19 protein-coding genes are annotated in these 20,798 nt (G+C 58.3%); 4 read left to right on the top strand and 15 right to left on the bottom strand.

The window, feature by feature from the left end:
- Positions 1 to 77: 77 nt before the first annotated feature.
- Entirely contained in the window at positions 78 to 1,235 is a 1,158-nt protein-coding gene (locus tag AC2TE5_RS04440) for a DDE-type integrase/transposase/recombinase (protein ID WP_213330840.1), read from the top strand.
- An 85-nt stretch (positions 1,236 to 1,320) separates the two neighbouring features.
- On the opposite strand, the gene dinB is transcribed toward AC2TE5_RS04440, so the two are convergent.
- The 8 genes from dinB to AC2TE5_RS04400 form a co-directional block, all read right to left on the bottom strand.
- Positions 1,321 to 2,379: a DNA polymerase IV gene (dinB, locus tag AC2TE5_RS04435; RefSeq protein ID WP_121425636.1), complete on the bottom strand. Its 1,059-nt coding sequence runs from the start codon at positions 2,377 to 2,379 to the stop codon at positions 1,321 to 1,323.
- A gap of 108 nt (positions 2,380 to 2,487) precedes the next feature.
- A complete protein-coding gene (nqrM, locus tag AC2TE5_RS04430) occupies positions 2,488 to 2,691 on the bottom strand; it encodes a (Na+)-NQR maturation NqrM (protein WP_213329969.1) in 204 nt (67 codons plus the stop codon).
- Positions 2,691 to 3,914 carry an NADH:ubiquinone reductase (Na(+)-transporting) subunit F gene (gene nqrF / locus AC2TE5_RS04425; protein ID WP_484612719.1) on the bottom strand — a complete coding sequence of 408 codons (1,224 nt, stop codon included), beginning with the start codon at positions 3,912 to 3,914 and terminating at the stop codon, positions 2,691 to 2,693. The genes nqrM and nqrF overlap by 1 nt, the downstream gene beginning before the upstream one ends.
- Positions 3,915 to 3,924: 10 nt before the next feature.
- On the bottom strand, positions 3,925 to 4,521 hold the full coding sequence (gene nqrE / locus AC2TE5_RS04420) for an NADH:ubiquinone reductase (Na(+)-transporting) subunit E (protein WP_023334613.1): 597 nt from the start codon (positions 4,519 to 4,521) through the stop codon (positions 3,925 to 3,927).
- 6 nt (positions 4,522 to 4,527) lie between these two features.
- Positions 4,528 to 5,166, bottom strand: coding sequence for an NADH:ubiquinone reductase (Na(+)-transporting) subunit D (locus AC2TE5_RS04415; protein WP_045330387.1), 639 nt, complete (start codon positions 5,164 to 5,166; stop codon positions 4,528 to 4,530).
- Positions 5,159 to 5,953: a Na(+)-translocating NADH-quinone reductase subunit C gene (locus tag AC2TE5_RS04410; RefSeq protein ID WP_484612718.1), complete on the bottom strand. Its 795-nt coding sequence runs from the start codon at positions 5,951 to 5,953 to the stop codon at positions 5,159 to 5,161. Before AC2TE5_RS04410 ends, AC2TE5_RS04415 begins: the two co-directional genes overlap by 8 nt.
- Positions 5,946 to 7,181 (bottom strand): NADH:ubiquinone reductase (Na(+)-transporting) subunit B, encoded by a 1,236-nt coding sequence (locus AC2TE5_RS04405; protein ID WP_484612717.1) that lies wholly within the window; start codon positions 7,179 to 7,181, stop codon positions 5,946 to 5,948. The genes AC2TE5_RS04410 and AC2TE5_RS04405 overlap by 8 nt, the downstream gene beginning before the upstream one ends.
- A 3-nt stretch (positions 7,182 to 7,184) precedes the next feature.
- The gene (locus AC2TE5_RS04400; RefSeq protein WP_484612716.1) at positions 7,185 to 8,528 is read right to left on the bottom strand and encodes a Na(+)-translocating NADH-quinone reductase subunit A; all 1,344 of its coding nucleotides are present in this window, start codon (positions 8,526 to 8,528) and stop codon (positions 7,185 to 7,187) included.
- Positions 8,529 to 8,826: 298 nt separating this feature from the next.
- On the opposite strand from AC2TE5_RS04400, the gene dpaA reads away from it, so the two are divergent.
- Complete coding sequence (gene dpaA / locus AC2TE5_RS04395; protein WP_213329957.1) at positions 8,827 to 9,567, top strand: peptidoglycan meso-diaminopimelic acid protein amidase; 741 nt, start codon at positions 8,827 to 8,829, stop codon at positions 9,565 to 9,567.
- Here the strand turns inward: dpaA and AC2TE5_RS04390 are convergent.
- Positions 9,538 to 10,305, bottom strand: a complete 768-nt coding sequence (locus AC2TE5_RS04390) for a class II glutamine amidotransferase (protein ID WP_010427885.1) — start codon at positions 10,303 to 10,305, stop codon at positions 9,538 to 9,540. The genes dpaA and AC2TE5_RS04390 overlap by 30 nt on opposite strands.
- A 46-nt stretch (positions 10,306 to 10,351) precedes the next feature.
- Positions 10,352 to 10,930, bottom strand: coding sequence for a D-sedoheptulose 7-phosphate isomerase (gene lpcA / locus AC2TE5_RS04385; RefSeq protein ID WP_010427884.1), 579 nt, complete (start codon positions 10,928 to 10,930; stop codon positions 10,352 to 10,354).
- 239 nt (positions 10,931 to 11,169) lie between these two features.
- On the opposite strand from lpcA, the gene fadE reads away from it, so the two are divergent.
- Together fadE and AC2TE5_RS04375 are read left to right on the top strand one after the other, a co-directional pair.
- Positions 11,170 to 13,614, top strand: coding sequence for an acyl-CoA dehydrogenase FadE (gene fadE / locus AC2TE5_RS04380; protein ID WP_029739697.1), 2,445 nt, complete (start codon positions 11,170 to 11,172; stop codon positions 13,612 to 13,614).
- A gap of 108 nt (positions 13,615 to 13,722) precedes the next feature.
- Complete coding sequence (locus tag AC2TE5_RS04375; protein WP_032661711.1) at positions 13,723 to 14,493, top strand: amidohydrolase; 771 nt, start codon at positions 13,723 to 13,725, stop codon at positions 14,491 to 14,493.
- Between the two features lie 81 nt (positions 14,494 to 14,574).
- On the opposite strand, the gene AC2TE5_RS04370 is transcribed toward AC2TE5_RS04375, so the two are convergent.
- From AC2TE5_RS04370 to AC2TE5_RS04350, 5 genes are all read right to left on the bottom strand, one after another.
- On the bottom strand, positions 14,575 to 15,717 hold the full coding sequence (locus AC2TE5_RS04370) for an IS481 family transposase (RefSeq protein WP_484611823.1): 1,143 nt from the start codon (positions 15,715 to 15,717) through the stop codon (positions 14,575 to 14,577).
- Positions 15,718 to 15,834: 117 nt separating this feature from the next.
- Positions 15,835 to 17,436: a gamma-glutamyltransferase family protein gene (locus AC2TE5_RS04365; RefSeq protein WP_484613310.1), complete on the bottom strand. Its 1,602-nt coding sequence runs from the start codon at positions 17,434 to 17,436 to the stop codon at positions 15,835 to 15,837.
- 9 nt (positions 17,437 to 17,445) lie between these two features.
- Positions 17,446 to 18,321 (bottom strand): ABC transporter permease, encoded by an 876-nt coding sequence (locus tag AC2TE5_RS04360; RefSeq protein WP_029739694.1) that lies wholly within the window; start codon positions 18,319 to 18,321, stop codon positions 17,446 to 17,448.
- Positions 18,322 to 18,323: 2 nt separating this feature from the next.
- Positions 18,324 to 19,265, bottom strand: coding sequence for an ABC transporter permease (locus AC2TE5_RS04355; protein ID WP_008500268.1), 942 nt, complete (start codon positions 19,263 to 19,265; stop codon positions 18,324 to 18,326).
- Positions 19,266 to 19,283: 18 nt separating this feature from the next.
- A complete protein-coding gene (locus AC2TE5_RS04350; protein WP_484612715.1) occupies positions 19,284 to 20,798 on the bottom strand; it encodes an ABC transporter substrate-binding protein in 1,515 nt (504 codons plus the stop codon).

Raw genomic sequence — 20,798 nt, 5'->3', positions numbered from 1 at the left:
TTGATGCCCGGTGGCGCTTCGGTATGAACCGGAAACATGGGTAACAGTTATAACTGGCATAGAAGAGGAGACTCGCTATGCCCTGGACTGAGACCCGACCTATGCAACGCCTTGATTTTATCCGTGCCTGCCATGCAGGTACGGACTCCTTCTCCGCTCTTTGCCGTCTTTTTGGCATCAGCCGTAAAACCGGCTATAAATGGCTTCAGCGTTTTGACCCCTCTGACCTGTCATCTCTCTCTGACCGGTCGCGCGCGCCACGCTCCCACTCCCGGACGGTTCCTGATGATATCGCCGGACAGCTTACGGCCCTGAGGCAAAAACACCCTGACTGGGGTCCCAAAAAACTGCGGATGTGGCTGCTCAATCATCACGTCGATTTTACCGTCCCTGCTGCCAGCACTATCGGCGATATCCTCAAGCGTGAAGGCCTGGTTCCGGATAAAAAGCGAAAACGCAGAACCCCGGGCAATCGCCAGCCCCTGACCACCATCAGTGAGAACAATCAGGTCTGGAGCGCGGATTTTAAAGGCAAGTTCAGGCTGCTGAGCAGAGAGTACTGCCATCCCTTCACCCTGACCGACAATCACAGCCGGTATCTTCTGAGCTGCCGGGGAACGGACCGGGAGAGCGAGCCCTTCGTCAGGCAGTGCCTGACGGATGCGTTCCTGGAGTACGGTCTGCCGGAAGTCCTGAGAACGGATAATGGTCAGCCGTTCGCGGGAACAGGTATCGCCGGATTAAGTCGCCTTGCCGTCTGGCTGATAAAGCTGGGCATCAGACCGGAACGTATCAGAAAGGGGCATCCGGAAGAAAACGGCCGTCATGAGCGAATGCACCGCTCGCTGAAAAGTGCAGTGAAACAGGGCAACACCTTCATGACGATGGAAGAACAACAGCGGTGGTTCAGTGACTACCGGGAAGAGTTTAACCACGAAAGGCCGCATGAAGCCCTGGCGGGTGCAACGCCCGGAACGGTGTGGAAGCCCTCAGGCCGGCACTGGGATGGCAGGGTTCCTGAATATGCTTATCCGGAAGGAGGGACGGTCTACAGGGTGAAATCGAGGGGGACACTCTATATGGGGAAAAAGGGGACGGTGTTCCTGAGTGAAGCGCTGACTGATGAGTACATCATGCTGGAAGAACAGGATGATGGCCTTGAGGCCATCATCTTTAACGGAATAACGCTTGCGTACTATGACCGAAAAACCCAGAGTGTGCTCCGGATAGACTAAAAAGTGTTACCTATGTTCCCGGTCTGATCTGTCACCTATGTATCCGGTCATACACTTCGCTTACCGGGCCTACGATTAAAGCACTCTACAGCCCTAATACCAGCTGTCGCTCTAACTGCGGATCCAGCAGCGTGACGTGCAATCCCACCAGCCTCACCCCTCGCCCGCCCCGGCGCTCTTCCCATGCCTTTTTCGCCGTCGCGATAAGATCGTCTTTATTCAGACGCGGCCAGACGTGTTCCTGCGTGGTCTGCTGGAAGTCGTTGAATTTTAATTTGATACCCTGACGGGCAATCAGCAGGTCCGGCTTCACCTTGATTAAGCGTCTTTCCAGCTCGGGGTAAAGCTGTTCCGTGATAATGGTTTCGCATTCGGACCAGTCATGAATATCTTCAATGAGGGTGCGCTCAACGCCGACGGATTTACGTAGCCGTTCGCTGTTCACATCGCGATCGTCAATCCCCTGACTGCGCTCCCACAGCACGCGGCCAAACTTCCCGAAGCGCTTAAGCAGCATGGCGAGATCGCTTCGCTGCACGTCTTCGCAGGTCCGTAACCCCATGCTTTCCAGCTTTGCGGCGGAAACTTTTCCTACTCCGGGGATTTTGCCGAGCGGCAGCGTTTTCAAAAACGCAGGCACCTCTTCCGGCGTGATGACGTACTGGCCGTTGGGCTTATTTAAATCGGAGGCAATTTTGGCGAGGAATTTAACGGGTGCCACGCCCGCAGACGCCGTCAGATTCAGCTCGTTGAAAATCGTCTGGCGGATCTCCTGAGCCATCAGCGTGGCGGAGCCGTGGCAGTGCACGCTGTCGGTGACATCCAGATAGGCTTCGTCCAGCGACAGCGGCTCTATCAGAGAGGTATAGCGGGAGAATATTTCCCGAATATGAAGGGAAGCCTCTTTATAGGCTTCAAACCGGCCGGGCAGAAGCGTGAGATGAGGGCAAAGCTTTAAGGCCATCGCCGTCGGCATCGCGCTGCGCACGCCAAATTTGCGTGCAGGATAGTTGGCGGTGCTGATGACACCACGCTGAACGCGGCTGCCGCCAATGGCGATGGGAATATCCCGCAGCGCCGGGTTGTCACGCATCTCCACTGCGGCAAAAAAGCAGTCCATATCGACATGGATTATTTTGCGCATAGTAAGCCCTCACTCATCACTGGATAAGTATACAGTAAACAAATGAGGATTGAGAAGCAGATGTGAGAACGCCGGGTAGAGGCTTTGCCTTACCCGGCCTGCAAAAACTTAAATAATGCGCTGCTGCTCGCGGGCCATTCTTTTTTTCCGCGCATCGCACGGCTCCGGGCAGTCGCAGACCTTTTCCATCCCAATGGAGGAAATCCCCCCGCAGCTGCCCTGAATGCTTTTCCGCTTAACGATCCAGCCTAACGACATGCCGAAAATAACAAGCATAAACACCACAAAGGTTGCCAGAAACGTCAGCATCATCAGCCTCCAAAATCATCGAGCATGATGTTCTCATCTTCAACGCCGAGATCTTTCAGCATCTTAATCACGGCGGCGTTCATCATCGGCGGACCACACATATAGAACTCGCAATCCTCGGGGGCCGGGTGCTGCTTGAGGTAGTTTTCATACAGCACGTTGTGGATGAACCCCGTGTAGCCCGTCCAGTGATCTTCCGGCTGCGGATCGGAAAGCGCAACGTGGAAGGTAAAATTCGGGTTTTCACGCGCCAGCTGTTCAAACTCATCATCATAGAACATCTCGCGCAGCGAGCGCGCCCCGTACCAGAAGCTGATCTTACGCTGGCTCCCCAACCGCTTGAGCTGGTCAAAGATGTGCGAGCGCATCGGGGCCATACCGGCACCGCCGCCGATAAAGACCATTTCCGCGTCGGTATCTTTCGCGAAAAACTCCCCAAACGGACCGGAGATGGTCACCTTATCTCCCGGCTTCAGAGACCAGATGTATGACGACATCACGCCCGGCGGCGCGTCCGGCACATTCGGTGGCGGCGTGGCGATACGCACGTTGAGCATGATAATGCCCTTCTCTTCCGGGTAGTTGGCCATCGAGTAGGCGCGCAGCGTCGGCTCTTTTACCTCAGAGACAAAGCGGAAGAGGTTGAATTTGTCCCAGTCGGCGCGGTATTCATCCGGCACGTCGAAGTCCGCATAGGCCACGGTATGCTCAGGACACTCAATCTGAATGTATCCCCCGGCGCGGAACGGAACATCTTCCCCTTCCGGCACCCGCAGCTTCAGCTCTTTAATAAAGGTGGCTTTGTTATCATTGGAGATAACCTCGCACTCCCATTTTTTGACGCCGAAGATCTCTTCCGGCAGCTCAATCTTCATATTCTGGCGCACGGCAACCTGACAGGCCAGACGGCAGCCCTCTTTTGCCTCGCGTTTCGTGATGTGCGCCAGCTCGGTGGGAAGGATATCGCCACCGCCCTCTTTTATCGTCACGCGGCACTGCCCGCAGGAGCCGCCGCCGCCGCAGGCCGAGGAGACAAAAATGCCGTTACCGGAGAGCGTGTTGAGCAGCTTGTCCCCCGCTGGCGTGCGGATCTGGTTCTGCGGGTCGTCGTTAATATCAATCACCACGTCGCCGGAATTCACCAGCTTCGCGCGCGCCGCCAGAATTAATCCTGACAGCACCAGTACAATCAGCGTGAACATCACCACGCCAAGGATAATTTCCATCTGTTAGCCCTTATAGCTGCACACCGGAGAAGGACATAAAGCCCAGCGCCATCAGCCCGGTGGTGATAAAGGTGATCCCTAAGCCACGCAGACCCGCAGGCACGTTGGCATATTTCATTTTCTCGCGGATCCCCGCCATGGTGACAATCGCCAGCATCCAGCCGATACCGGAACCAAAACCGTACACCACGGATTCACTGAAGTTGTAATCACGCTGAACCATAAACGAGACGCCGCCAAAAATGGCGCAGTTCACCGCGATCAGCGGCAGGAAGATCCCCAGCGCGTTGTACAGCGACGGGAAATACTTATCGAGGATCATCTCGAGGATTTGCACCAGCGCCGCGATCACCCCGATAAAGGTGATGAAGTTCAGGAAGCTGAGATCAACCCCTTCCACCAGCGCGCCGTCCCGCAGCACAAAGTTGTACACCAGATTGTTAATCGGTACAGACAAGCCGAGCACCACGGTAACCGCCACGCCCAGGCCAAATGCCGTGGAGACCTTTTTAGACACGGCAAGGAACGTACACATGCCGAGGAAAAACGCGAGCGCCATGTTTTCAACAAACACCGCGCGCACAAACAAACTCAGGTAATGAGCCATCGTCGGTTACTCCTTTTCCTGCTGTTCTGGTCTCAACGTACGAATCAGCCAGATCAACAAACCGATAATGAAAAATGCGCTAGGGGCCAGCAGGAACAGGCCGTTTGGCAGATACCAGCCGCCGTTCTGCACCGTGTCCAGCACCGTGATGCCAAACAGCTTGCCGCTGCCAATCAGCTCTCGCAGGAACCCCACGGTCAGCAGGATCGCGCCGTAGCCCAGGCCGTTGCCGATACCGTCCATAAAGCTCGCCAGCGGCGGCATTTTCATGGCGTAGGCTTCCGCACGCCCCATGACGATACAGTTGGTGATAATCAGACCGACAAACACCGAGAGCTGTTTGGAGGTTTCATAGGCGAAGGCGCGCAGCAGCTGATCGACCACGATCACCAGCGAAGCGATGATCGCCATCTGCACGATGATCCTCACGCTGTTGGGAATGTGGTGGCGGATCATCGAGATAAACATGCTGGAGAACGCCGTGACCAGCGTTACCGCCAGCGTCATTACCACCGCCGTTTCCAGCTTGGTCGTCACCGCCAGGGCCGAACAGACGCCCAGCACCTGCAGCGTGATCGGGTTATTGGCGAGCAGCGGGCCAATGAGTACCTTTTTAACTTCTTTCAGTTCACCGGTATCAGCCATTGTTCAGCGCTCCTTCACGTACGTTTTTCAGGAAGGGACCAAAGCCCAGCTCGCCCATCCAGAAATCAAAACTGTGCTGCACGCCTTTTGAGGTGAGCGTGGCGCCGGAGAGCCCGTCTACGGCATAGTCGTCACCGGGACGTGCCGCCCCTTTCATCACCTTCAGCGCAGGCAGACCGCTATCGTCGAGCACTTTCTTGCCGACAAACTGTGCCCGCCAGTTAGGGTTCTCAACTTCGCCACCCAGCCCCGGCGTTTCGCCCTGGTCGTAATACGTAATGCCTTTGACCGTGCGGCCATCGGTATCCAGTGCCACAAAGGCGTACATCATTGACCACAGCCCGTTACCGTAAACAGGCAGTACCATTTCCTGAATGCGTTTTTGGGGATCGCGAACCAGATAGATTTCAGCAAGGTTGCTACGACGCTTAATCCCGGCGGGATCTTGCGATGCCTCCAGCGTCACGCTCATCTGCGGATCTTTCAGCGCCAGCGCCTGGTTGAATGTTGCCGGGTCTTTATCCAGCAGTTCACCCGTTTTTAAATCCACCAGACGCGCCGAAATACGTTCAGCAAAGACGGCCGAAACGTCGTCTGCGCTCATTCCTTCCTGCATCAGCCCGGCCACGGCCAGGATGTTGCGCTGTTTATCCAGCGCGCGTTGCTCCTGCTGCCGGGGTTTTAACCCCACGGCAGAACCGGCGACGACGATGGAACAGACCAGACAGAGCACCAGCACCACCAGCAGCGTTTTGCCGATGCTGTCGTTATTTTTAACCTCAGCCACGCGCCTTCCTCCGTTTGATATTGGCCCGCACCACCAGGTAATCGAAGAGCGGCGCAAACAGGTTGGCAAACAGAATGGCCAACATCATCCCTTCCGGATACGCCGGGTTGACCACGCGGATCAGGACGCACATCGCGCCAATGAGCACGCCATAGCTCCATTTACCTTTGTCAGTAAACGAGGCCGAGACGGGGTCCGTCGCCATGAACATCATGCCGAACGCGAAGCCACCCAGCACCAGATGCCAGTACCAGGGCATGGAGAACATCGGATTGGTGCTCGAACCGATAACGTTGAACAGGGTGGCGGTCAGCACCATGCCGATCATCACGCCCGCAACAATCCGCCAGGAGGCCACGCGACCGAAAAGAATGATCGCCCCGCCAAGCAAAATCATCAGCGTAGAGACTTCCCCGATGGAGCCCGGTATGTTGCCAATAAACGCATCAAACCAAGTCACAGGCAGACCCGTCACGTTGTTAACCAGCGTTTCGCCGCCGTGTGCCGCCCACTGTGAAAGCGGCGTCGCGCCGGAAAAACCGTCTGCCGCCGTCCAGACCAGGTCGCCCGAGATTTGCGCCGGATACGCAAAGAACAGGAACGCACGTCCCGCCAGCGCCGGATTAAGGAAGTTCCGTCCGGTGCCGCCGAAGATCTCTTTGGCAATCACCACGCCAAAACTGATGCCCAGCGCCGCCTGCCAGAGCGGCAGCGTCGGGGGAACAATCAGGGCAAACAGAATAGAGGTCACGAAGAAGCCTTCGTTGATCTCATGTTTACGGATGATGGCAAACAGCACTTCCCAGAAGCCGCCCACGATAAAGACCGTGATGTAAATCGGCAGGAAGAAAACCGCGCCCAGCGTCATCATGCTCAGCCAGCCCGCGTCTGCTGCGAAGCTCACCCCTAACGACTGGGCCAGACGGTAGTGCCAGTCAGACTGGATGACCTGCGCCAGCTGCTGTGCATCGTACATATGGTGCAGCGCCGGAAGGGTCTGCTGGCCGACGTTGTACATTCCCCAGAACATCGCCGGGAAGACCGCAAACCACACCAGGATCATCATCCGCTTAAGGTCGATGGCGTCACGAACGTGCGCCGCCCCCTTCGTCACCAGCCCCGGCGTGTAAAAAATGGTCGCCGTTGCTTCATACAGCGGGTAGTACTTTTTGAGCTTCCCTTCGGTAAAGTGCGGCTCAATTTTTTCAAAGAGGTGTTTTAAGCCCATCGGTTATCCTTCCTGCTCAATGCGGGTTAACACCTCGCGCAATACCGGTCCATATTCGTATTTGCCCGGACAGACATAGGTACAGAGCGCCAGATCTTCTTCATCCAGCTCCAGACAGCCCAGCGCCTGCGCGCTGTCGGTGTCGCCTGCAAGGAGATCGCGCAGCAGCATGGTCGGCAGAATATCCAGGGGCATAACGCGCTCGTAGTTACCAATCGGGACCATGGCGCGCTCACCGCCGTGCGTACTGGTCGAGAAGCTAAACAGCTTATTACGCAGGAAATGGCCCAGCGTGGTCCGTGTGACGGAGTATTTTTCCGCACCGGGCAGAACCCAGCCGAACAGCTCTTTCTCACGCCCCTCCTGCACAATGCTCACCTGCAAATGGAAACGCCCCAGGTACGCGTGCGCATTGGCAGCACGGCGTCCGCTGAGGACCGAACCGGAAATCAGGCGGTTTTCACCCTCTTTCGTTTCCCCCACCAGCAGTTCAGTGATGTCTGCGCCCAGCAGCGTTTTTACCAGGCGCGGGTTTGCGGCCTGCGGCCCACCGACGGCGACGATCCGTTCAGCGCAGAGTTCACCCGTAGTAAAAAGCTTACCGATGGCGATAACGTCCTGATAATTCAGATGCCAGACCCGCTTCGTCAGGCTCACCGGCTCAAGGAAATGGATGTGCGTTCCGACCAGACCCGCCGGATGTGGGCCAGCAAACTCATTAAACGTGACCTGCCCCTGCGGATGCCCGCCAAGCTTGCCGCCGCTGGCCTGGCAAACGTGGACTTTCCCGGACGTGAGGCGGGTTAAAACGGTCAGTCCGGCATCGAAGGCTTTCCGCTGTGCCAGGATAACCGGCTGCGGGTCCACGCTAAGGGGGTTGGTGTCGATTGCAGTGACGAAAATCGCGGCCGGTTCCGTGCCCGGAACAGGGGATTTGCTGAAGGGACGTGTACGAAGCGCGGTCCATAAACCGGAGGCCAGCAGTTGAGCCTGAACGGCGTCGCGGTTCAGCGACGCGAGCTCTGCGGCGTCGTAATGGGCAAACTCTCGCTGTTCATCGCCTTCTATGCGGATAACCACCGACTGTAGAACGCGCCGTTCGCCGCGGTTGATCGCCACAACGGTGCCGCTCGCGGGTGCCGTGAACATCACGCCGGGATTTTTTTTGTCCTCGAAGAGCGCCTGTCCTTTGATAACGCGATCGCCCTCCTGTACCAGCATTGAAGGACGCATTCCCAGGTAGTCGTCGCCCAAAATGGCGACATGACGGACGATTGCGCCTGTCGAAACGTGCTGCGCTGGCACGCCTGCAATCGGCAGATTAAGTCCTTTTTTGATTTTAAACATGTGGTTAGCAGGTTTCCATGAACAACAATCCAGTGGGCGCGAAGTGTAGCATTTTCCCCTTCTCGCGGGCAGGGAATCCGCCGTTGCGCGCGCCAAATTGCGAGCTAATGCGCAAAGTTCCTGGAGCCATCGCAATTTTGATGGTTTATAAAGTAAAACTAATTTGTAAACTCACCGCCCGGCTCTTGCGAAAATCTATGGCGGTGCTAATGTGAGCGCTCCTAACAGAATAATCTGATTTCGGGTCTCTTTTGCCGTCCTGGCAAGTTGGTCATGGTTTTATCAAGGAACTAGTAGTATGCGTAAAATCGCATTGTTCATTGCGATGCTTCTGATTCCGTGCATGTCGTTTGCCGGACTGCTCAGCAGTAATAGCTCAACGACGCCGGTCAGCAAGGAATATAAACAGCAGTTAATGGGATCACCGGTTTATATTCAAATCTTCAAGGAAGAACGCACGCTCGATCTGTTTGTGAAAATGGGCGAGACATATCAGCTGCTTGATAGCTACAAAATTTGTAACTACTCCGGCGGGCTGGGGCCAAAACAGCGTCAGGGCGATTTCAAAAGTCCGGAAGGGTTCTACAACGTTCAGCGCAGCCAGCTCAAGCCTGACAGCCGCTTCTATAAAGCCATTAACATCGGTTTCCCGAATGCCTATGACCGTGCACACGGTTATGAAGGTAAATATCTGATGATCCACGGTGCCTGCGTGTCTATCGGCTGTTATGCGATGACCGACTCCGGCATTGATGAGATTTTCCAGTTCGTGACGGGCGCGCTGGTCTTTGGGCAGCCTAACGTACAGGTCAGCATCTATCCGTTCCGCATGACGGACGCCAACATGACGCGTCACAAGTACTCATTCTATGCGGATTTCTGGAAACAGCTGAAGCCAGGTTACGACTACTTTGAGCAGACCCACAAGCCACCTGTGGTTTCTATCGTAGATGGCCGTTACGTGGTCAGCAAACCGCTGAGCCACGAAGTCGTCCATCCACAGCTGGCGTCAAATTACACGGTCCCCGAGACAAAATAGCACCCACTCGCCTGGCATAATCTTTTGCCAGGTTTCGTTGCCCGTCAGCGGCTGCGTTGCGATCACAGTGACCACATCGTTCGGTGTGGTCTCCTTCTGAAAGTCTATTTCCACATCCTGATCCAGCAGCGTCGCAACGCCAAACGGTGCGCGGCGGGTGATCCAGAACAGATTCGTCGAGCAGAACGCCATCACATAGCGGCCGTCAGAGAGCAGCATGTTGAACACGCCTTTTTCACGCAGTTCAGACGCCAGCGTCGCGATGTATTTGAATACGGCGGCCATGTTGCCGGGCGTGCGGGGATAGCGCTCCGTCAGCTTGTGCAGCAGCCAGCAGAAGGCTTTTTCGCTGTCCGTTTCGCCGACCGGGCGGAAATTGCCCGTCTCCAGCGACTTATAGCCCGTAAGCTGCCCATTGTGCGCGTAGGTCCAGTTACGGCCCCACAGCTCGCGGGTAAACGGATGGGTATTTTCCAGCGCCACTTCGCCGCGGTTTGCCTGACGGATGTGGGCGATCACCGAGCGGGACTTGATGGGGTAGTCCTGCACCAGTTTGGCAATCGGTGAGTTAAAGCTGGGCTGTGGATCTTTGAACGTGCGACACCCTTTGCCTTCGTAGAAGGTGATGCCCCAGCCGTCTTTATGCGGCCCGGTTCCTCCACCGCGCTGAACCAGCCCGGTGAAACTAAAGCAGATATCGGTTGGCACATTGGCGCTCATCCCGAGCAGTTCGCACATACGTCACCTCCACAACAGCGGGGGCAAGAGTGCCCCCAGCGAAGTCTTACTTAACCATCTCTTTTTCGATCAGCTGGATCAGGATGTGGATCACTTTGATGTGAATTTCCTGAATACGGTCAGCATAACCGAAGTGCGGAACGCGAATTTCGACATCCGCTGTACCGTCCATCTTACCGCCATCTTTACCGGTCAGGGTGATGACTTTCATCCCTTTTTCACGCGCGGCGGCGATCGCTTTGATCACGTTGCCGGAGTTGCCGGAGGTAGAAATCCCTAGCAGCACGTCGCCTTCGCGGCCTACCGCTTCAACGTAGCGGGAGAAGATGTGGTCGTAACCGAAGTCGTTGCCTACGCAGGAGATGTGGCTCACGTCGGAAATCGCAATCGCCGGGTAGCCCGGGCGGTTTTCGCGATAGCGTCCGGTCAGCTCTTCTGCGAAGTGCATAGCGTCACAGTGGGAACCGCCGTTACCGCAGGAGAGCACTTTGCCACCGGCTTTAAAGCTGTCGGCCAGCAGGACCGCTGCGCGCTGAATAGCGTGAATATTGGCATCATCTTTCAGAAAGTTCGCCAGCGTTTCCGCCGCTTCGTTCAGTTCGTTACGAATAAGATCCTGGTACATGAGGATAATCCTTCAGTATTGATGAAATAACACAGTGGAGTGTACCGGATAGCGGGAAAAGCGAGAAGCTAAAGCCATGCGAATCGTCCGGCGTTTTGATTTTTTGTGCCGGCTAAAACACGAACAATGTGAACCAGGTTGTAATTATTTTGTAAACACATTGCTAAAGGAATTTACATCAACTACAACCATATCATCACAAGTGGTCAGACCTCCTACAAGCAAGGGAGCTTTTCTTTATGATGATTTTGAGCATTCTCGCAACCGTTGTTCTGCTCGGTGTGTTGTTCTATCACCGCGTAAGTTTATTCCTGAGCAGCCTGATTCTTCTGGCCTGGACGGCTGCACTTGGCGTCGCAGGTCTCTGGAATATCTGGCTTTTAGTCCCTCTTGCCATCATTCTTCTGCCGTTTAACCTGGCGCCGATGCGTAAATCCATGATCTCTGCGCCGGTGTTCAAAGGCTTCCGCAAAGTGATGCCGCCCATGTCGCGTACCGAGAAAGAAGCGATTGATGCGGGCACCACCTGGTGGGAAGGCGACCTGTTCCAGGGCAACCCGGACTGGAAAAAGCTGCACAACTATCCGCAGCCGCGACTGACCGCAGAAGAACAGGCATTTATTGACGGCCCGGTGGAAGAAGCGTGCCGCATGGCCAATGACTTTGCCATCACCCATGAAATGGCCGACCTGCCGCCAGAGCTGTGGGCGTATCTGAAAGAACATCGCTTCTTCGCGATGATCATCAAGAAAGAGTACGGCGGTCTGGAGTTCTCCGCTTACGCTCAGGCTCGCGTTCTGCAAAAGCTGGCAGGCGTCTCCGGGATCCTGGCGATTACCGTTGGCGTGCCTAACTCCTTAGGCCCGGGCGAACTGCTGCAGCATTACGGTACCGAAGAGCAGAAAGATCACTACCTGCCGCGTCTGGCACGCGGTCAGGAAATCCCTTGCTTCGCGCTGACCAGCCCGGAAGCGGGCTCCGATGCGGGTGCGATCCCGGATACCGGCGTGGTCTGCATGGGTGAATGGCAGGGCGAACAGGTACTGGGCATGCGCCTGACCTGGAACAAGCGTTATATCACCCTGGCGCCTATCGCCACCGTGCTGGGTCTGGCCTTTAAGCTCTCTGACCCGGAAAAACTGCTGGGCGGTGAAGAAGATCTGGGCATTACCTGTGCGCTGATCCCAACCTCTACCCCAGGCGTTGAAATTGGTCGCCGTCACTTCCCGCTGAACGTGCCGTTCCAGAACGGTCCGACCCGCGGTCAGGACATCTTTGTGCCGATTGACTACATCATCGGCGGCCCGAAAATGGCCGGTCAGGGCTGGCGTATGCTGGTGGAATGTCTGTCCGTGGGCCGCGGCATTACCCTGCCGTCGAACTCAACCGGCGGTCTGAAGTCGGTCGCGATGGGGATTGGTGCGTACGCCCACATCCGCCGTCAGTTCAAAATCTCCATCGGCAAGATGGAAGGTATCGAAGAGCCGCTGGCGCGTATCGCGGGCAACGCCTACGTGATGGATGCCGCTGCTTCTCTGATTACCTACGGCATCATGCTGGGCGAAAAACCGGCCGTGCTGTCCGCGATTGTGAAGTACCACTGTACCCACCGCGCCCAGCAGTCGATCATTGACGCAATGGATATCGCAGGCGGTAAAGGCATTATGCTCGGCGAAGGCAACTTCCTGGCGCGCGGCTATCAGGGCGCACCGATTGCCATCACCGTGGAAGGGGCAAACATTCTGACCCGCAGCATGATGATCTTCGGTCAGGGCGCAATTCGCTGCCATCCATACGTGCTGGAAGAGATGGCCGCCGCGCAGAACAACGACGTGGATGCCTTCGATAAGCTGCTGTTCAAACATATCGGTCACGTGGGCAGCAACAAGGTGCGCAGCTTCTGGCTGGGCCTGACGCGCGGTCTTACCAGCGCGACGCCGACCGGCGATGCGACCAAACGTTACTACCAGCATCTGAACCGACTGAGCGCCAACCTGGCTCTGCTGTCAGATGTTTCCATGGCGGTGCTGGGCGGCAGCCTGAAGCGTCGCGAGCGTATCTCTGCTCGTCTGGGCGATGTGCTGAGCCAGATCTTCCTGGCCTCTGCGGTCCTGAAGCGCTACGACGACGAAGGCCGTCAGGAAGCGGATCTGCCGCTGGTGCACTGGGGCGTTCAGGATGCGATGTATCAGGCTGAACAGGCGATTGACGACCTGCTGGCGAACTTCCCGAACCGCTTCGTGGCGGGCGCTCTGCGCGCGGTGATCTTCCCGACCGGTCGTCACCACCTGGCGCCGTCCGACAAGCTGGACCACAAGGTGGCGAAGATCCTGCAGGTACCGAGCGCAACCCGCTCCCGTATCGGTCGTGGTCAGTATCTGACGCCGACGCCGCATAACCCGGTGGGTCTGCTGGAAGAGGCGCTGCTTGACGTGATGGCCGCCGATCCGATTCACCAGAAGATCTGTAAACAGCTGGGCAAAAACCTGCCGTTTACCCGTCTGGACGAACTGGCAAAACAGGCGCTGGCCGGTGGCATCATCAATAAAGATGAAGCCGCGCTGCTGGTGAAAGCCGAAGAGAGCCGTCTGCGCAGTATTAACGTGGATGATTTCGAACCGGACGAGCTGGCGACGCAGCCGGTAAAGCTCCCGGAGAAGCACCGCAAGCCTGAAGCGGCGTAACGCGTTTCGCTTGTACAAACCCCGCCCTGAGCGGGGTTTTTTATTGCCACATTTTCTCGTAATGACGTGCTACAGTGTCAAAAAGCGGTCTTTTGAGGAGTCTGTATCGTGCCTGGTTTGAAGATTTCGATTTTGCAGCAACCTTTAGTGTGGATGGATGGCCCCGCCAACCTGCGCCACTTTGATCGTCAACTGGAAGAGATTACCGGGCGTGATGTGATTGTCCTGCCGGAGATGTTCACCACCGGCTTCGCCATGGAAGCGGCACAACAGTCAATGCCGCAGGATGAGGTGGTCGCCTGGATGCATGCCAAAGCGCAGCAGACCAACGCGCTGATTGCGGGTAGCGCTGCGCTGCAAACGGAGCGCGGGCCGGTGAACCGCTTCCTGCTGGTGGAGCCGGAAGGGAAAGTGCACTTTTACGATAAGCGCCACCTGTTCCGCATGGCGGATGAGCATCATCACTATGAAGCGGGTCACGAGCGCGTGGTGTTCGAGTGGCGCGGCTGGCGTATTCTGCCGCTGGTCTGCTACGACCTGCGCTTCCCGGTGTGGTCGCGCAACCGCAACGATTACGATCTGGCGCTGTATGTCGCCAACTGGCCTGCGCCGCGCTCCCTGCACTGGCAGTCGCTGCTGGTGGCGCGCGCGATTGAGAACCAGGCGTACGTGGTGGGCTGTAACCGCGTGGGAACGGACGGCAACGGACATCACTACCGCGGCGACAGCCGGGTGGTGAATCCGCAGGGCGAGATAATTGCCACCGCCGAGCCGCATCAGGCGACGCGCATTGATGCGGAGCTGTCGTTGACGGCGCTGAAGGAGTACCGGGAGAAGTTTCCGGCGTGGCAGGATGCGGATCCGTTTAGCATTGGGTGAAACTTTCCCCTCACCCCGCCCCTCTCCCTGTACAGTCCGGGGACATGGTAGACAGGTGTTCGGGGACATGGTGAACACTTTTTAACATCCTTTACCCATGGTGATCGACTTTTTCTTCAGGTCGATCACCCCCACTTTCGTGCTGTACCACCACACCTCGTAGCGGCCGTCCTCCTGCATCTCCTTCAGCCCGACCCGCTCTCCCCTGAACGCATTGCCTGCCTTCAGACTTACCCCTTTCACGCTCAGCTTTCCGCTGATATCCACCTTCCTGACCATCACGCCCTCGTCGTATTCCGGGGGCGTTGTGGTGCCGCTGTACTGCCGCGCTGACGGCTGATACCGCGAGCCCGGTACCGCCATATCCAGCGCCTCGTGCGGGCGTTCAAGGTTGTACACCGTGCGCCAGTGGTCGAAGGCGCGCTGCAGCTCACCGCTGTCTGCGAACCACTTCCCCTGGAGTACTTCCGCCTTCAGGCTGCGGTGAAAACGCTCCAGCTTGCCCTGCGTCTGCGGATGATAAGGCCGGGAGTGCCCCACCCGGATACCGTGGCGCATCAGCCACAGCTCCAGCGCCGTCCAGGTGCCGGTGGTGTCTCCCCACGGTGAGCCGTTGTCCATCGTCATCCGGTCCGGCAGGCCGTAACGCTCAAACACGCTGACCAGCTGCTGCTGCACGGTCTCGCGCCGTTCATCGGTACAGTGCGCCAGGCACAGGGAAAAACGGGAGTGGTCGTCCAGCAGGGTGAGCGGATGGCAGCGGCCGCCGCCAAAGGGAAAGTGGCCCTTAAAATCCATCTGCCAGAGGCGGTTCGGCGCGTCATGTTCGAACCGTCCCGTGGGGGGAATGCCCGGTGAAACGCCCGGCAGCATGCCATGGCGGGCCATCAGGTTATGGACGGTGCTGAAGGCGGGCATGCGGTGCCCCTGGTCCTCGAGCCAGCGCTTTATCTTGCGTGCGCCCCAGCGCTCATGGCGGTCATGTGCCATGCGCAGCAGGGCTGTGATGTCGTCAGATGAGCGGTTCGGGGAATGGTGCGGTATGCGGGGCCGGTCCTGAAGGCCGGCGGCACCTTCCTCCGCCCAGCGGCGAAGCCACTTGTAGGCGGTGGCAGGTGAAATGCCGAAGCGACGGCAGAGGGAACGGATGTTCGCCCCGTCCTGCGAGGCGAACAAAACAAACTCGGTACGTAATGACATGGTATCTCTCGCATCCCAGGGCATAAGCGACTCCATAAACGGGTTCTTATGCCTTAGTTGTAAGTGTCTACCATGTCCCCGAACAAGTGTTCACTATGTCCCCGGACCGTACACTCCCAAAGGGAGAGGGAGGATAAAACATTAACTCACCAGCGCCTGCCCGTCTTTGCGGCTCTCCGTCGCGGCCACGTAGTGCCCTTCCGGCAGGCGGTAAATCACCTGCGCCCCGCCGAAGTTGTAATCCTGCAGCGGATCTTCCACCACGATCTGATGCCCGCGCTCGCGCAGCGCGGCGATGGTATTGCGATCGAACGTCGATTCCACGATCACCTCCCTGCCCTGCACCACGCGCCAGCGCGGGGCGTCGATTGCCGCCTGCGGGTTTTGCCCGTGCAGCATAATGCGCAGCGCCATCTGCATGTGCCCCTGCGCCTGCATCGGGCCGCCCATCACGCCGAAGGACATCAGCGGCTGGCCGTTGCCGTCCATCGCAAAGCCCGGAATGATGGTGTGGAACGGACGCTTGCTGCCCGCCAGCGCGTTCGGATGATTGGGATCCAGCACGAACCCGCAGCCCCGGTTTTGCAGGCTGATCCCCGTATCCGGCACCACGATGCCTGAACCGAAACCCATATAGTTGGACTGAATAAACGAGACCATCATCCCGCTGGCGTCGGCGGTGCTGATGTAGACCGTGCCGCTCTGCGTCGGCGATCCGTAAACGAAGTCTGAGGCTTTATCATGGTCAATAAGCGCCGCGCGCGACTTCAGATAAGGGTCGCTCAGCAGCTCTTTCGCCGCGAACGCCATGTGTTCTTCATCCGCCACGTAGCGGTCGAGATCCGCCAGCGCCAGCTTCATCGCCTCGATGGACAGGTGCAGGGACTGCACGGAATCCGGGTGATGCTTCTCAATACCGCACTGCTCCAGAATGCCGAGCGCAATCAGCGTGGCGATCCCCTGGCCGTTTGGCGGCAGCTCCTGCACCGAACCGCCCGCGAAGTCTCGCGACAGCAGTTCTACCCAGTCCACGCGGTGGTTTGCCAGATCTTCAGCCGTCAGGTGCGCGCCGTGTTCTTTGGCAAAAGCAGCGATTTTCTGCGCCAGCTCGCCGCGGTAAAAGGCGTCGCCGTTAGTTTTAGCAATCAGCTCCAGCGAGTTTGCCTGCGCCGGGTTACGGAAGATTTCCCCCACGCGTGGGGCGCGGCCTTCCGGCGCGAAGCAGGCGCTAAAGCCCGGCTGATCTTTCAGCTTGCTGTAGCCGCGCTGCCAGAGATGGCCGATCAGCGGGGAGACCGGGAAACCGTTGCGCGCGTAGTCTATGGCAGGCTGCGCCAGCGTGGTCAGCGGCAGCGTGCCGAAGCGTTCCGCCAGCGCCACCCAGCCGGATACCGCACCCGGCACGGTCACCGCGTCCCAGCCGATTTCCGGCACCGCCGTTTTACCGGCAAACAGATCCGCATGCCAGCTCGCAGGCGAACGGCCGGACGCGTTCAGACCGTGAAGCTTTTCACCGTCCCAGACAATGGCAAAGGCGTCGCTGCCGATCCCGTTGCCGGTCGGCTCAACCACCGTTAGCGCCATCGCGGTGGCAATGGCCGCATCCACGGCATTCCCGCCCAGCTGCAGCATTTTCATGCCTGCCTGCGCCGCCAGCGGCTGTGAGGTCGCCACGGCGTTATGGCCCATCATCGGCGGGCGGCGTGAATCATAACCGGACGTAAAATCAAGCGCTTTGGTCATCATGACTCCTTAGTCGTGGCGCGGATCGAGCGCATCGCGCAGCCCGTCGCCGAGTAAATTAAAGCCCTGCACGGCGAGGAAAATCGCCACGCCGGGGAAAACGGACATCCACGGCGCCTGCTCCAGAAACCCTTTCGCGGTGTTGAGCATGGAGCCCCAGGACGGATTGGGCGGCTGCTGCCCCAGCCCTAAAAACGACAGGCTGGCTTCAGCGATAATCGCCGAGGCAATCGCCAGCGTGGCCTGCACCAGGATCGGCGACATCACGTTTGGCAGGACGTATTTAATGATGATCCAGCGATCCGGCAGGCCAATCGCCCGCGCGCCGTCGATATACTCTTCGTTGCGAATGGCGATCACCTGCCCGCGCGTCAGGCGGGCGAAGATCGGCATCGCCGAAAGACCGATGGCGATCATTGCGTTGGTCAGGCTTGGGCCCAAAAATGCCCCCAGCGCGATCGCCATGATCAGGAACGGACAGGCCAGCAGCGCCTCAATAAAGCGCGAGATCACCCCGTCCCACATCTTCTGGAAGTAGCCCGCCACCAGCCCCAGCGGCACGCCGATAACCACCGCGATAACGACCGACATACAGCCCGCCATCAGCGAGGTGCGAGCGCCCCAGATAATGCGGGATAATATGTCGCGCCCCAGCTCGTCGGTGCCGAACCAGTACATCGCCGACGGCGCTTTTCGCACCGCCAGGAAGTTGGCTTTCACCGGGTCGAACGGGGCGATCCACGGCGCCAGCAGCGCCACCAGCACAAAGAAGCCCACCACCACCGCGCCAATGACCGCGCTTTTATTGGCGAGGAATTTCTTCAGCACCCGGTTCTGCGCGCGCGGCAGCGCGGGCGTAACGGTTTGCGTCGTCAGTTCCGCCATGGTTAACCTCGCATTTTCGGGTTGATAAGGACGTAGAGCACGTCGGCCAGCAGGTTGAGCATCAGGAAGCCAATCGCCACGATCAGCACCACGCCCTGCACCACCGCGTAGTCACGGTTGAATACCGAGTCGACGATCATCTTGCCGAAGCCCGGAATGGTGAAGACCTGCTCGGTCAGCACCGCGCCGCCCAGAAGCTCGCCAAACAGCAGCGTGGTGAGAGTGATTACCGGCACCAACGCGTTGCGAAACGCGTGCTTCAGGATCACCGCTTTTGGCAGTAGCCCCTTAGCCCGCGCGGTACGGATGTAATCCGCCTTCAGGACCGCAATCATCGAGGCGCGGGTGTGGCGCATCAGCGTCGCCGCGAGGCCGGTTCCGAGCACGGACGCAGGCAGCAGCAGCGTGCGCAGGTTCTGGAGCGGATCTTCACTGAACGGCACGTACCCGGAGGCGGGCAGCCACTGCAGGTTCACCGAAAAGACCAGAATCAGCAGGATCCCCAGCCAGAAGTGCGGGATCGAGATCCCCGAGATCGCCACGAAGTTCGCCCCGTGATCGACCCAGCTGTTTTTGTTCACCGCCGCGAGGATCCCCATGCTGATACCAAACACCAGCGCGATAATCATCGCCAGCAGCGACAGCTCCAGCGTGACCGGCAGCTTGCTGGCAATCAGCTGCGTTACCGGTTCGTGCGTGCGTAAGGAGACGCCCAGATCGCCCTGCAGCGCCCGCGTCAGCCAGTGGAAATACTGTACGGGGATCGGCGCATCGAGGTTCAGCTCCGCGCGCAGCTGGGCGATGACCGCCGGATCGCGCTCCTCGCCTGCCATGGCGATCAGCGGGTCGCCGGGCAGCAGCTTTTGCAGCCCGAACACCATCATGCTCACCAGCAATAGCGTCGGGACGGCTAGCAGCAGACGTTTGCAAATCAGTTCCAGCATGGGTTCTCCTCAGGACGTTTATTTCGCCAGCGTCAAACCCGCCAGACGCACGATGCCGTCCGGGTACGGCTTAAAGCCCTGCACGCTTTTGTTCAGACCGAAAATACGCGGCTCGAAGTAGAGGTAGGCAATCGGCATGTCGGTTTGCAGCTGTTTCACCACCTTGTCGTACAGCGGCTGGCGTGCGGCCTGGTCGGTGCTCTGGCGCGCCTGGGTCAGCCATTCGTCAACCTGCGCGTTGCTGTAGCGGCCGTCGTTAAGCGTGCCTTTGCTGTTGATAAAGCCGTAGATGCTGCCGTCCGGATCCGGGCGTCCCGACCAGCCGGAGAAGCTCAGCTGATAGTCACCGCTCTGCTGGCGATCGAGCAGCGTAGCGAATTCGGTCATCTGCAGGTTCAGGTTAAATCCGGCCTCAGCGACCATCGCCTGCAATACCTGGCCCACCTGCTGCGAGGTTGGGTTGTTCGGCACCAGCAGGTTGACGGTCAGCGGCGCGGTGACGCCTGCCGCTTTCAGCAGCGCTTTGGCTTTGTCGACGTCACGCGGCGGGACCGGCAGGTTAACGTGATACGGGCTGACAGGTGAAAACGCCTGGTTGGCCGGGGTGTAGAGCCCTTCAAAGACCACCTGGTTTAACGCATCGCGGTCGATGGCCTGAGAAAATGCCTCGCGCACGCGGGTGTCCTTGAACGGATCGTTCGCCGGTACCTTGCCGTTGTTGATGTTGAAGGTGATGCCTTGATAGCCCAGGCCCGTCACCTTCGCCAGAGCCAGCTTGCTGTCGGCTTCGACGGTTTTAACGTCGCTGGCGGCGATACCTTCGGTCAGGTCAAGATCGCCCGCGCGCAGGTTCGCGAGGCGCACGGAGGCATCCGGGATCGGCAGATAGATGATCTTGTCGAAGTGGTAGGCGTCTTTGTTCCAGTAGTTGTCGAAGCGGGTCAGAACGATGCGGTCCTGGGACACGCGGCTGTCGAATTTATACGGGCCGGAGCAGACCGGGTGGGCGGCAAAGTCAGGCTTTTTCGCCGCCTCAGGGGCCATCATTGCGCCCGCGCGGTCGGTGAGCTGCATCAGCAGCGCGGCATCTGGCGTTTTCAGGTGCAGGGCAATCTGCATCGGGCCGGTGACCTCGACCGATTCAACGGAGGAGATCTCGCTCTTACGCAGGGAGCCTTTCAGGGTCAGGGCGCGGTCGAGGTTGTATTTTGCCGCGGCGGCATCGAATTTCTCACCGTCGTGGAAGGTGACGCCTTCGCGCAGATTGAGCGTCAGGGTTTTACCGTCCTCACTCCACGCCCAGTCTTTAGCCAGACCGGGGACAACCTTCAGATTTTCATCCACGTCCACCAGCCTGTCGCACAGGGAGGCAAACACGAAGCGGCCATAGTAGGTGCGCGCCAGATGCGGGTCGAGCATGTCCGGGTCAGCGCCGAGACCGATTCGCAGCACGCTTTCAGAATGGGCGGGCAGCGCCGCGCCAAGCAACATAACACTTCCCAGTACGGTCAAAAGAGAATTACGCATTGTCAT

The organism is Enterobacter sp. N5-15 (assembly GCF_057221635.1).
Note: the sequence above shows the minus strand (reverse complement) of the source record. Positions and strands in the feature narration are given on the sequence as shown.